At 47.5% G+C, this 13,530-nt stretch carries 10 protein-coding genes and 1 tRNA gene; 7 read left to right on the forward strand and 4 right to left on the reverse strand.

Annotation, left to right across the window (positions count from 1 at the left end; all coding sequences use genetic code 11):
* Positions 1–2: 2 nt before the first annotated feature.
* Complete coding sequence (locus J0M30_08590) at positions 3–4,319, reverse strand: gliding motility-associated C-terminal domain-containing protein (protein MBN8667549.1); 4,317 nt, start codon at positions 4,317–4,319, stop codon at positions 3–5.
* A gap of 197 nt (positions 4,320–4,516) precedes the next feature.
* Between J0M30_08590 and J0M30_08595 the strand changes: the two genes are divergently transcribed.
* From J0M30_08595 to J0M30_08610, 4 genes are all read left to right on the forward strand, one after another.
* Positions 4,517–5,563: an aminoglycoside phosphotransferase family protein gene (locus J0M30_08595; protein MBN8667550.1), complete on the forward strand. Its 1,047-nt coding sequence runs from the start codon at positions 4,517–4,519 to the stop codon at positions 5,561–5,563.
* A gap of 208 nt (positions 5,564–5,771) precedes the next feature.
* Positions 5,772–6,830 carry an SMP-30/gluconolactonase/LRE family protein gene (locus tag J0M30_08600; GenBank protein ID MBN8667551.1) on the forward strand — a complete coding sequence of 353 codons (1,059 nt, stop codon included), beginning with the start codon at positions 5,772–5,774 and terminating at the stop codon, positions 6,828–6,830.
* Positions 6,831–6,991: 161 nt separating this feature from the next.
* Positions 6,992–7,711, forward strand: coding sequence for a hypothetical protein (locus J0M30_08605; GenBank protein MBN8667552.1), 720 nt, complete (start codon positions 6,992–6,994; stop codon positions 7,709–7,711).
* Positions 7,712–7,737: 26 nt separating this feature from the next.
* Complete coding sequence (locus J0M30_08610) at positions 7,738–8,088, forward strand: hypothetical protein (GenBank protein MBN8667553.1); 351 nt, start codon at positions 7,738–7,740, stop codon at positions 8,086–8,088.
* A 162-nt stretch (positions 8,089–8,250) separates the two neighbouring features.
* Here J0M30_08610 and J0M30_08615 read toward each other — a convergent pair.
* From J0M30_08615 to J0M30_08625, 3 genes are all read right to left on the reverse strand, one after another.
* Positions 8,251–8,332 (reverse strand) — tRNA-Leu (locus tag J0M30_08615).
* 44 nt (positions 8,333–8,376) lie between these two features.
* Complete coding sequence (locus J0M30_08620) at positions 8,377–9,291, reverse strand: DMT family transporter (protein MBN8667554.1); 915 nt, start codon at positions 9,289–9,291, stop codon at positions 8,377–8,379.
* Positions 9,292–9,315: 24 nt separating this feature from the next.
* The gene (locus J0M30_08625; GenBank protein MBN8667555.1) at positions 9,316–10,122 is read right to left on the reverse strand and encodes a 2,3,4,5-tetrahydropyridine-2,6-dicarboxylate N-succinyltransferase; all 807 of its coding nucleotides are present in this window, start codon (positions 10,120–10,122) and stop codon (positions 9,316–9,318) included.
* Positions 10,123–10,331: 209 nt separating this feature from the next.
* Here J0M30_08625 and J0M30_08630 point away from each other — a divergent pair, with 209 nt between their 5' ends.
* The 3 genes from J0M30_08630 to J0M30_08640 all read left to right on the forward strand — a co-directional run bounded on the left by J0M30_08630 (position 10,332) and on the right by J0M30_08640 (position 13,523).
* On the forward strand, positions 10,332–10,898 hold the full coding sequence (locus J0M30_08630) for a threonylcarbamoyl-AMP synthase (protein ID MBN8667556.1): 567 nt from the start codon (positions 10,332–10,334) through the stop codon (positions 10,896–10,898).
* Positions 10,899–11,012: 114 nt separating this feature from the next.
* Complete coding sequence (locus J0M30_08635) at positions 11,013–12,011, forward strand: glycosyltransferase family 9 protein (GenBank protein ID MBN8667557.1); 999 nt, start codon at positions 11,013–11,015, stop codon at positions 12,009–12,011.
* Positions 12,012–12,101: 90 nt separating this feature from the next.
* Positions 12,102–13,523, forward strand: a complete 1,422-nt coding sequence (locus J0M30_08640; GenBank protein MBN8667558.1) for an HD domain-containing protein — start codon at positions 12,102–12,104, stop codon at positions 13,521–13,523.
* Positions 13,524–13,530: the final 7 nt, after the last annotated feature.

Consider the following 13,530-nt stretch of genomic DNA (forward strand, 5'->3'; position numbering starts at 1 on the left):
ACCTATCTTACCAACGTAATCGATCCTTTCAAATTCACCACACGTCCGTCAGCGAGTTCGGCTTTCAATACGTACACATATACGCCCACTGGCTGGGGAGTTCCTTTGTGTTTGCCATCCCAACCCTGGCTCTTATTGGTGATCTCAGCGATCTGTTGACCCCACTGGTTGAAGATTCGCATCTCGAGTTTGTTAATGTAGTTGCCATATACATACAGCACTTCATTTTTGCCATCGCCATTGGGAGAGAATACGTTTGGAACAAATACATCTTTGTTCAACGGGTTCACCGTGATCACAAATTGTCTGGCCTGGCCTACGCAACCATTGATATTTGGTGTAACGGTTACCGTACCAGTGATTGGTGTGCTGCCCAGGTTGGTAGCAGTAAAGGAAGGCATATTGCCTGTTCCCGAAGCACCCAAACCAATGGCTGTATTATTGTTGGTCCAGTTTACACTACCAGCAGGTGTTGTGGTGAAAGTATATCCCGGTACAAAATTGCCATCGTATACGAGGGTGTCGTTGCGCACGGTCACTACAGGTATCGGGTTCACTTCCATGTTAAAGCTGGCCGTGGTCGCACATTGCCCGGCATCGGGTGTAAAGTTGTAGGTTCCTGAAACAGTATTGTCCACAACAGCGGGGCTCCAGGTTCCTGTAATACCGTTGGTAGAACTGGCCGGTAATGTGGGAACCGTTCCGCCAATGCAAATGGATTGGGAAATGCCAAAAGCAAAAGCCGGGGTCAGGATCGGATTGACCGTAACCGAATAGGTCACCGGCAATGCACAAAGTCCTGCAGTTGGCGTAAAGGTATAGGTGCCGGATGCGTTAGTGTTGACCACGGCGGGGCTCCAGGTACCCGTGATTCCATTATCTGATGTATTGGGTAAGGTCGGTACAGTACCACCTGCACAGATGGTCAGGGTAGAACCAAAACTAAATACGGGTGTGATATTGGGTTCAATCGTTACAGACAACGTTGTAGTTGTACCACATTGACCCGCATTGGGAGTAAAGGTGTAGGTTCCAGATAGGGTGTTGTCAACGGTAGCCGGACTCCAGGTACCCTGGATACCATTATTCGATGTGTTCACCAATACAGGAGCTGTACTTCCTTCACAAATAGTGATGCTGGTGCCAAAGTCAAAAGTGGGTGTCAGGATCGGATTGACCGTTACTGATAATGTAGTGGGCACGGCACAAAGTCCCGCATCCGGAGTAAATGTATAAGTTCCACTTGTTGTATTGTCGATCACGGCCGGGCTCCAGGTACCGGTAATTCCTTCAATTGAGGTACCGGCAAGCGCAGGAACAGTAGCTCCGTCACAAACACTCAGGCTGGTGCCAAAGGAGAAGGTGGGCGTGATATTCGGGTTAACAGTTACAGTGAATGTAAACGGAAGCGCACATAAGCCTGCTGTCGGAGTAAAGGTATAGGTACCATTGGTTGTGTTGTCTACAACGGCAGGACTCCAGCTTCCTGTAACACCATTATCGGATGTGCCAGGTAACACAGGGACAGAGGCGCCTGCACAAATGGTCAGACTACTGCCGATGCTAAATACCGGTGTAATATTCGGGTCGATGGTTACAGTAAGGGTAGTACCAATGGCGCACTGACCCGCTGTTGGCGTAAAGGTATAAGTGCCACTGGTTGTATTATCAATTACAGCAGGGCTCCAGGTACCCGTCACTCCATTGTCGGAAGTAGCCGGCAGTGCAGGCATGGTGCTTCCTTCACAGGCAGTTAAACTTGTTCCAAAGGCAAATGTGGGTGTCAGTATTGGATTGACTGTAACGGTGAATGTGGTTGCTGTGGCACACTGACCTGCAGTAGGTGTAAAGGTATAGGTACCGCTGGTGGTGTTATCGACCACTGCAGGGCTCCAGGTACCTGTATAGCCATTATCTGAAGTGCCAGGTAATACTGGAACTGTACCGCCATCACAGATCGTTAAACTGGTTCCAAAACTAAATGTTGGAGTGATATTGGGATTTACTGTAACATTCAGTGTAAAGGGGTTGGCACATTGACCGGCAGTAGGAGTAAAGGTGTAAGTGCCATTGGTGGTGTTGTCCACAACGGCCGGGCTCCAGGAACCGGTGATGCCATTATCGGATGTGCCAGGCAATGCAGGAGCAGATCCACCCGCACAGAGGTTAAGACTATTGCCAAAAGCAAAGGTTGGCGTTACAATCGGGTTGACCGTTACGGTAAAGGTGGCTGTAGTGGCACAAAGACCAGCTGTTGGTGTAAAGGTGTATGTACCTGAGGTGGTGTTATCCACTGTTGCCGGGCTCCAGGTACCGGTGATCCCATTTGAAGAACTTGTAGGTAGCGTCGGTACGGATTCGCCCGCACAGATAGTCAGTGTAGTACCAAACGTAAAGGTTGGTGTGATATTCGGATTGACAGTAACGCTAAAGTTGGCTGGAAGGGCGCACTGTCCTGCATCCGGAGTAAAGGTGTAGGTGCCATTGGTCGTATTGTCTACAACCGCAGGGCTCCAGGTACCCGTGATACCGTTATTTGAAGTGCCGGGTAAGGCAGGCACTGTGGCGCCTTCGCAAATGGTTAAGGAAGTACCAAAACTAAAGGTCGGAGTGATATTCGGATCAATGGTCACCGAGAACACAAAAGGTGTTGTACACTGACCGGCACTTGGCGTAAAGGTGTAAGTACCCGAGGTTGTATTGTCCACTACGGCAGGACTCCAGGTTCCGGTAATGCCATTGTCGGATGTGTTTGGTAGAACTGGAACTGATCCGCCAGTACAAATATTCTGGCTTGTGCCAAAGGGGAAAACTGGCGGTACGACCGGGTTTACCGTAACCGTGATACTCGTTTGCGTAGCGCACTGTCCGGCTGTTGGGGTAAAGGTATAGGTGCCGCTTGTCGTGTTATCGATTGAAGCAGGGCTCCAGGTACCATTGATCCCATTGGTGGATGTGGCAGGTAAAGCCGGAGGCGTGTCACCCGCACAAAGTGTGATTGCCGAACCAAAACTAAATGTTGGGGTAATATTGGGGTTTACCGTAACAGTAAAGGTGGCGGTTGTGGCGCACTGTCCGGCATCCGGTGTAAATGTATAAGTGCCGCTGGTGGTATTATCAACTACAGCTGGGCTCCATGTTCCGGTATATCCATTCGACGAAATACCAGGCAATACAGGCACGCTTCCTCCATTACATATGGATTGACTGGTGCCAAAGGAGAAGGTTGGTGTTTCGTTTGGAATCACGGTGATATTCACGGTAACGGGAATACCACAGGTTCCATTGGCAGGTGTAAAAGTATATGTACCGCTGGTGGTGTTATCGACCACCGCAGGGCTCCAGGTACCCGCCAGGCCGTTATTCGAAATTCCCGGCAAGGTTGGCGGGGTTGTTCCGGCGCAGAAAGGGGGTACTGATGAAAATGTCGGGATAAAGATCGGGTTGGAAAGGATCACCCCAGTGTTTAGATTGGTGGTGCATCCATTCACCAACAGGCTGAAGTTGGCGTAAAGACCGGCATTCAAACCTGAGATCGTTACCTGACCGCTGCCGTTGGCTGTATAAGAAGCGGAAGCAACCGGGCTGCCATTATCTGTATAAGCGATCTGATAGGTGGCACCAGGGGTGAGTCCGCTGATAGTGATCGAACCCTCCGTCCCGTTACAGGTGGAGGGGTTGGTAGAAGAAAGGGTGGGGGCTTGTATTGAGAAAAAGGCTTTGTAATAATTACCGGCATTGTCATCATTTACTACATCCGTACAGCCACTGGAACTGGTCTGCGATCCTGTGGCCTGGAAATAAACATCCACGACATAATTTCCCGGGGCAAAATTGGTCAGGTTAACCGGAGCGTAAGGGACCGATGCACCGATCGGTATCACCCGCTGCCACCTTTGTCCACCATCCACACAAGGCCCGCCGGAAGGGAATTGACCCGTACCGGTATTACAGTTTTCGAATAAAGGCAGATCGATCGAACTAAACGCACCTGGAACACCGCTCTGGAGGTAAACCCGGTAAAACATGGTTACCGCGCAAACATTACCTGAAGCCGGGGTTTTAAAGGTCTTAACAGCACCACCTCTCAGCAACAATGTACCTGCGTTCTGGGTATGAACACCAAAATTATTGTTGTGAAATGCGTTGGCATTGGGGCCGATCTCATCGGCCAGGCTTCCTGAAGTATTATAATAATTGCTTTGGTTGCAATCCGTGATCCATACGGCGGAGGCGGTGGTCCCGAACTGGGCCTGGGAGAAATGAAAAAACAGCAATAGCAGGAAAGTTCCTGCAAAGGACATTGGATTGGATTTCATGTTTGATCTTTTAACAGGGATGGTACGAGGATCCCTGGTAACAATACCTGATTGGTCTAACAATGGGTAGAAACGGTATCTACCTGTAAAAAATTGCGCGGGGTCAAGAGTTTTTCACATACCGGGTTAGGGGGAATTACGGGCTTTTCATTGGTAAAACCAGCCGTAAATGACCAATTTCACTATTTTTATAATCTATGGATAGCAAGGACCAGGGCTTGGATTTGTTCCCGATTCTGGAAGAGTATGGGTTTAAGGCGGGCAGCTACGGGATCAGCTCCCTGGGTACAGGGCTGATCAATACTACCTGGAGAATAAAAGATAGCCGGGGGGATTTTGTCCTGCAAAAGATCAACCATGCAATTTTTTCCAATCCCTGGGCGATCGCAGAAAATATCCGGGCAATGGGTGAATACCTCGCCACCCGGCATCCCGATTATCTGTTTACCCGTCCTCTTCAGACAAAAAGGGGCGAGGAGATGGTGGAGAAGGAGGGAATGGGCTTTTTTCGGATTTTCCCGTTTATCGTTGGTTCGGTCACCCATGATGTGGTTTCACATCCCCGGTTGGCCTATAAGGCGGCTCGGTCGTTTGGACGCTTTACCCGTTCTCTTGCCGGCCTTCCCATGGAACAATTGCAAACAACCCTCGAAGCCTTTCATGATCTTTCCCTCCGGTATCAACAGTTCACTGAGGCCCTGGAAAAAGGAAACCCCGAACGGATCAGAGATTCGGCCTACCTGATCGACCAGGCCAGAGAATTGTCTTTTCTCGTTAACAAATACCAATCCATTCGGCAGGATCCTGCATTCTTACTCCGGCCTACGCATCATGATACCAAGATCAGCAATGTATTGTTTAATAAACAAGGCCAGGCCCTTTGTGTGATCGATCTTGATACGGTGATGCCTGGTTATTTTCTCAGCGACCTGGGAGATATGATGCGGACCTACCTGAGTCCGGTAAGCGAAGAAGAACAGGATTTTTCCCGTATCGAGGTGAGGGAGGAATATAAATCAGCGGTACTGGAAGGGTATTTGTCAGCAATGAAACCCGTTTTAAGTCCCGCAGAACTCGAATCAGTCGATTTTGCCGGGCCTTATATTATATATATGCAAGCTCTTCGGTTTTTAACCGATCATTTGAACAATGACAGGTATTATGGAGCAAAATACCAGGGGCATAATAAACAAAGAGCGGAGAATCAGTTGGTTTTATTAAATAAACTAATGACCGACCGGTAGTCTTAGCTATGGAGTAGAACTTTTTTTTCTCTGTAAATTTTATGGATGACGGAAAATCACCTCTGCCAATCTTGTGTAAAAACAATCACGGTATTTCTATGGTAGTTTTTGGCTTACCAGAATATATACTTTGTATACTGATCAGTTCGCTTTCTTGAAGGCTTTCTCTTGACACGGTATTTTTTATAATCTTTAAAAGTTTGCTATTATGAAAAAAAGAACCCTTTTTTTCCTGGGCGTATTATGCGCCTTTGGATATCTTTCTTGTAGTAAAAATGTGGAGCCAAAAGAGGAGGAATTGCTTTCCACTCAGGAAGACAGCCGGGGAGGTCACCACAATGGAAGCAGTTGTGATCCTGATGATCTGATTGAACCGGGAGCACAGGTAGTTACCCTGGGGGAAGGATATAGTTTTACAGAAGGCCCTGCTGTTGACAAATGGGGTAATGTGTTTTTTACTGATCAACCCAACGATAAAATTTATAAATGGAATGCGCAAACCGGGCAGATCACTAATTTTCTAACAGGTACAGGTCGTTCAAACGGAATGGCATTTGATAAACATGGCAACCTGATCGCCTGCGCCGATATGCATGGTGAGATTTGGAAAATCCGACCAAACGGTACGCATACCGTATTGGTGAACAATTACCGGGGCAAACTCCTGAATGGTCCAAATGATGTCTGGATCAATCCCAAGACAGGAGGTATGTATATTACCGATCCCATCTTTCCCCGCGGTTACTGGGATGAAAATGATCCGCGCAAGCAAGGCTGGCCCCCCACTCATTCTGAACAGGCGGCCACCGGTAAGGGAGGGCATGTTTATTATCTGGCACCCGGAAGCCATAGTTTGGTTCGGGTAACCAATGAAGCAATGGGATGGGATGCCGATTCATGGCCAAATGGAGTAGTAGGAACACCCGATGGTAAAAAACTATATGTCAATAAATGGGAAGGAGATAATATGGGTGGAACCTGGGTATTTGACATTAAACCCAATGGACGTTTGGCCAACATGCGCAAGTTTATTGAAATGGGAGGGGATGGAATGTCAATGGATGAAAAAGGAAATATTTACATCAGCAATGGTTTGGGTGTAAATATTTTTTCACCCCAGGGTGTTCAGATCACAACCATCTCCACGGGAAGCGGAGCGACCAATAACGTTTTTGCCGGCAGAAATGAGAAAACCCTGTTTATCACAGGACCTGTCGATAAAGTTTCTTCCATCAAAATGAAGGTCAAAGGAGTCGAGAAATTTTAATCACATATTGGAAACGCCTATTGCCAACTTCCCATTAAAATTCAAAGGAAATACCCCTGATCGATCAGGGGTATTTTTTTTAAATATTTAATTGAACAAGGCCTGATGACCTTTTCCCCTTTCTCCGATGAAGGGGTATCAGATCATCAAAAACCATATTTATGCCCCATTCTTCCCGTTTCCGCCATCTTTTATTTCTTTTATTACCCGCCTTTTTCCTGCTATTTTCCTGCAAAAAGGAGTCGGTAAAGAAAAACCTGGACCTTGAATCCTGTGATGCCCAGACTGCCAAAGGTCACCTCACCTTTAATGCTGCAACCGGTATCTATACCTACAATACAAGAGGAGGGGGTGTCATTACCATCAATCTAAAAAACGATATTAAGGTTACGCATTCCGGATATCCCGGGTTCAAGATAGAAATATGGGGAATCATAGTTCCAGCACCGGGGGCCACGCTACTTGGGGGTGACCACGAAAACCTCAACGGAAAACATATCAAAGACCGGTTGGGACTACACCGATCTATACTTTTTCCGGATGGAACCAAACTCACCATGCGTGCTGTTGCCAGCAATAACCATATGGCCTCTATCAGCATCATGGATGGGGATGAAGCGCACCATATAAACGGAACCTGTGGTACATTAAACCTGAGTGTGGTCGACAGCGAAATAGCCCAGCAACTCGATGAGGCCGTGGCCGACGGGGAAACGAGCACCTTTGAAATATCCGCAACCGGCCTCCTCTTTGTCACCATCTATCAGGAAGATACCCATGGTAACAAAGTGGAGAACAGAATTCTGCTGGGCGAACTCGAAAAAGCCAATCCCAACCTGGTCAGGGATTATTATGATGACCCGAGGTTAGGGCATACCTAGTATTTTCTTCCCGTATTTTTGGGGGAATGAAATTTTCTGTAATCATACTCCTTACAGTCCTTGGCACAAGGTCCTGCCAGAACAAAGAACTCACTGGCACTTGGGTCAATGAAGTGGATTCTCTTGCTAAGATGATTTTCTTCAAGAACAAATTCTGGAGTGTGTATGATCAGGACACCTTGAGCCAGGGTACATTTAAAAGGATGAGATATTCTTGCGATACTACCTACCTCGAAAAGAAAGTAAAGGCAGATTTTATTTGGTTGAAAGACGAAGATGAAACTTGTTATGAAATAACCGGTATTTCAGACTCGATATTAGCCTATCGGCACACAACAAGCGGCAGGCTACATGTTTTTAATAAATATAAACAATGAGTTTCACCAGAGATGCCTGACCAGGTGGTCCATGAAATGTTTCAGATTTTCTCCGACATACTTTTTTTCATCAATAAAAAATTGGTTGACACCAGTAGCGGAATTAAGCTTTTCAAATTGAAAAAAAAAGCCCCCAGTAAAACTGGGGGCTTTTTTCTTTTGTGCCCAGGACTGGATTCGAACCAGCACACCTCGCGGCGCCGCCACCTGAAGACGGTGCGTCTACCAATTTCGCCACCTGGGCTACGGGGGTGCAAATTTAAGGGATAATATGAATGGGGAAAAACTTTATTCAGGCTTTTTATCGCGGTTTTTAGCCGGAACCCAGCCCAATAAAACCACTCCTCCCAGTACGAGCAGGGTGCCAATGATCTGTGTGGCAAATATGGGTTCATCCAGCAACCACCAGGCCTGAATAATCGTGGAGACAGGGCCGATGCTCGAGATGATGGCGGAATTATTTGAGCCAATCCGCCTGGTACCGGCACTGATCAGAAAACTTGGAATTACAGTGGCTACCACCCCCAGGGCCAGGCCATACCATACAAAATCAGCCGACTGATCAAGGATGGAATAATTTCCCGCCACAAGAAAATGCATAAACACCCCAAAACTGGAGGAGAGCATCACGTAGGCCGTAAATCGTGTTGTTCCTACCTGCGGGATGAGTCTTCCACTACCGGATATGTAAATGGCAAACGTAATGGAACAAAGAAAAATAAGTCCGGTACCCAGGAAAAAACCGGGTTTATCACTGTCAATGGTCAGTTCACCCACATAGGCCAACAGAATACCGGCATAGGTCAGGGCAAGCGCCCATCGTTGGCGCTTGGGAACCTTTTCTTTGAATGCCCAGGCATTGATCAATACTGAAAAACTTGGATAGAGAAACAGGATGAGCCGTTCCAGTCCGGCGGAAATGTATTGAAGCCCCATGAAATCAAACAGGCTGCTGAGATAGTAACCTGCTAAACCCAGACCCAGAATATAGATCCATTGTTTACGGGTTAATGGGGCTATACCTCCTTTCGGACGGCTCCACCACGCGGCCAACAAATAAAAGGGCAGGGCAAAAAACATGCGGGCAGCCAACAGGGATACCGCATCCACAGGGGTATCCCGAAAAGCCAGTTTGACCAGCACGGCCTTGGTGGAAAAGAAAAGCGAACCCACCACGGTAAGCAGCAGGCCGGCAAGGGTCATTTTATGCACTGACTGCCTGGTCACCTATACAGATACATTGAAATCGCGCAAGGCATCATTGAGACTGGTTTTAAGATCTGTACTGGGTTTGCGTTGACCGATTATCAGGGCACAACCCACTCCGTATTCGCCGGCAGGGAATTTTTTATTATAGGTTCCCGGGATAACGACCGACCGGGCAGGTACACGCCCTTTGTATTCAACGGGTGCACTGCCACTGACATCTATGATCTTGGTGCTTTGGGTAAGTACTACATTGGCTCCCAATACGGCTTCTTTTTCCACGATCACCCCTTCCACCACGATACATCGGCTGCCAATAAAACAACCATCTTCCACAATTACCGGGCTGGCCTGCAGGGGTTCCAGCACCCCGCCAATTCCCACACCACCACTGAGGTGAACACCCTTCCCGATCTGGGCACAACTACCAACCGTTGCCCAGGTATCTACCATCGTGCCTTCGTCAACATAGGCTCCGATATTGACATAACTCGGCATCAACACCACATTTTTCGCCAGGAAAGCACCATAACGCGCCACCGCATGGGGAACAGCCCTTACACCGAGCTCCTTGTAGTTCTTTTTGAGTAACATCTTATCATAAAACTCAAATGGCGCCAGGTCCCAGGTCTGCATTTGCTGTATCCCAAAATATAGCAGGATGGCCTGTTTTACCCACTCGTTTACCTCCCATCCGGAAGCAGTGGGAGAGGCCGTACGCAATCGGCCTTTGTCTACTTCCTCAATGACGGCACGAACAGCATCGGTATATTTTGAATCTTTTAAAAGTTCACGGTTGGCCCAGGCTTCGAGTATCAGTTCCTTCATGGAATTTTTTTTGCGAAAATAGGCATAAGGGCTTGTTTAACCACAGAGGCACAGAGACTCGGAGAATTATTGGCCTATAATTAGACTTTATCTAGGATCGCAATGGAAACTATCAAGTAGTATCAATAACCTTAAAGTATTCGAAAATGTAACGCTGTGTCTCTGCGCCTCTGCGGTTATCCACTTTCAAATTTCTACCTTTGTCCGCAATGATGTACGAGCAAGAAGATATTGAGCTGGCACTTGAAACCTTGCGTAAAGGCGGCCTCCTGCTTTACCCCACCGATACGATCTGGGGGATAGGCTGTGACGCGACCAACCGGTCCGCCGTGGAGAAGGTATATGCACTCAAAAAAAGGGAGGATACCAAGGCCCTGATCGTGTTGGTGGCGGAAGAACGGGATATCTATGAATATACCGCCGCCCCGGACCCTGAAATTTTCGATTATCTGGAAAGAACAAGTAGGCCAACCACGGTGGTATATCAAGGAGCATTAGGGTTGGCGGAAAACCTGATCGCTCAGGATGGGTCTGTGGGTATTCGTATTTGCCGGGATCCTTTTTGCCGCGCGCTGATCAAAAGACTCCAAAAACCAATGGTCTCCACCTCCGCCAATATCTCAGGCCAACCCGCTCCGGGATGGTTTGGGGAGGTAAGCGAAGAGGTAAAATCGGGAGTAGATTATATTGTAAAATACCGACAGGATGACAGAGAGCCGGCAACCCCATCATCCGTGGTTCGGTTCAGGCAGGGCCAGGTCGAAATTTTGAGATAACCCTCCGTGTCCTTCGTGCCCCTTCGTGTTCTTCGTGCCCTCCTACGCAAGTCGGGCGTAGGAGGACACGAAGGTCACAAAGGAGCCACAAAGGACACGAAGAAGAAATTTTAAATGAAGAAGATTCTGATCATACAAACCGCTTTCATCGGCGATGTCATTTTAGCCACCGGCTTGATTGAAAAGTTGAAACAAAACTTTCAAGATGCTGAAATTGATATGCTTGTCAGAAAGGGGAATGAATCGTTGCTTCAAAACAATCCACACCTGAGAAATCGACTAATTTGGGATAAAAAGACAGGAAAGATCAGGAATCTCTTCCGGATTCTCGGGCAGATACGTCGAAATAAATACGATATCGTGGTCAATGTACACCGGTTTGCCAGCAGTGGATTTTTGACCGGGTTTTCAGGTGCGAAGGAACGTATCGGGTTCATTAAAAACCCATTGAGTTGGTTATTTACAAAAAAAGTAGAACACAAAATCGGCCAGGGACATGAAATTGATCGCAACCAGGCATTGATCGCACACCTTATGCCAGACGACCCGGGGCCAGCCGGGAAACCAAAGTTGTATCCTGCGACCACGGATTATGAACGGGTCATGCAATGGTCGAAAAACAAACCATATATTACTCTATCTCCTGCTTCGGTCTGGTTTACCAAGCAATTTCCTCCTGAAAAGTGGGTCGAGTTGATAGAGAATTTGCCTTCCAATCATCATCTTTACTTGCTTGGAGGACCTGGAGATAAAGATCTGGTTAATAGTATAATTGAAAAAGTTACTTTAAATAAAATAGCAAGCAAAAATCTTTGTGGAGAACTGAGTTTTCTTCAGTCGGCTGCCATGATGAGTGAAGCGGCGATGAACTATGTAAACGATTCAGCTCCCTTGCATATGGCCTCCGCAATGAATGCCCCGGTGACCGCTATTTTCTGTTCCACTGTTCCGGAATTTGGGTTCACCCCCTTGTCCGACCGGTCAACGATTGTGGAAGTGGAGGAGAAATTGACCTGCCGACCCTGTGGTTTGCATGGGAAGCGGGAATGTCCAGAAGGGCATTTTAAATGCGCATTGGATATAAAAGTGGAGAAATTATTGGAGGTTATTTAATATCTATTTTAATTTTATATAACTGATATAATTTGTTTAAATAGAATAATTTGTATAGTATAATTTTTCTCTGAGAAACTAAATTTTAAGATGACTATCCCTTGTACAAATAAAGAACTTTTCCTGCTCAACAAGATCGCCCACGCGGCGGCCGAGTTGGGGGTGGAGACCTATTTGGTCGGGGGATTTGTGCGTGATAAGTTACTCAACAGACCTACCAAAGATGCCGATATTGTTTGTGTGGGCGATGGAATTGAATTGGCCCGGGCAGTAGCCCATCGTTTCAGCCCTCATTTGCATGTCAGTTACTTCAAGAATTTTGGTACGGCGCAGATCAAAACAGAGGATGGTTTTGAGGTGGAATTTGTGGGTGCGAGAAAAGAGAGCTATGCTTATCATAGCCGGAAACCAGAGGTGTCTCCTGGCAATATGGCAGACGATCAGCTTCGCCGCGACTTCACGATCAATGCCCTCGCGATCAGTTTGAACAAGGATGATTTTGGGAACCTGGTGGACCCGTTCAATGGAATTTCAGATCTGAATGCCGGGATTCTTAGGACTCCCCTGGAACCCGAACAAACCTTTAGTGATGACCCCTTACGGATGATGCGGGCGATCCGGTTTGCCACCCAGTTGAATTTTACCATCGAGGAAAAGACCTGGAAGGCGATCGGGAATGAAGCCGAAAGGATCCGGATCGTTTCGCAGGAAAGGATCACCGATGAGCTAAACAAGATCCTTGCCTGTCCCAAACCCTCCATCGGATTTGACCTATTGTATCAGTCCGGTTTGCTCCATATTATTTTCCCCCAGATGGTGGACCTGGCCGGGGCAGAGTACAAGGACGGGGTAGGACATAAGGATAATTTTTACCATACCCTTCAGGTTGTCGATAATGTGGCCCGGAATTCGGACGATCTCTGGTTGCGCTGGGCGGCCGTGTTGCATGATATTGCTAAACCCGCTACCAAGCGGTTTGAGGAGGGGCATGGCTGGACATTTCACGGCCATGAAGTAGTTGGTGGCCGGATGGTCCCCAAAATATTCGCCCAGCTCAAATTGCCCCAGAATGAGAAAATGCGCTTTGTCCGCAAACTGGTGGAATTGCACTTAAGACCCATCAGTTTGACCAAAGAGAATATCACAGATTCTGCTATCCGGCGCCTGCTTTTTGATGCCGGGGAGGAGTTTGAGTCACTGATGATGCTTTGCGAAGCAGATATCACTTCCAAGAATCAATGGAAGGTCAAAAAGTTCCTTGCAAATTTTAAAATGGTCAGGGAGCGTTGCGCCGAAGTGGAGGAAAGCGACCGGATTCGAAGCTGGCAACCGCCGATCACCGGCGAGATAATAATGAAGACCTTTGGGATACCACCATCCCGTCCCGTGGGGGATATAAAAAATGCGGTAAGAGACGCCATTCTAGACGGGATAATCCCCAATACCTACGAGGCTGCCTATGCCTATATGGTGGAAAAAGCCCGGGAGCACCGGCTGGAACCGGTCATTTAAAATTGCC

This window comes from Chitinophagales bacterium (assembly GCA_017303415.1).
Taxonomy (GTDB): domain Bacteria; phylum Bacteroidota; class Bacteroidia; order Chitinophagales; family Chitinophagaceae; genus SpSt-398.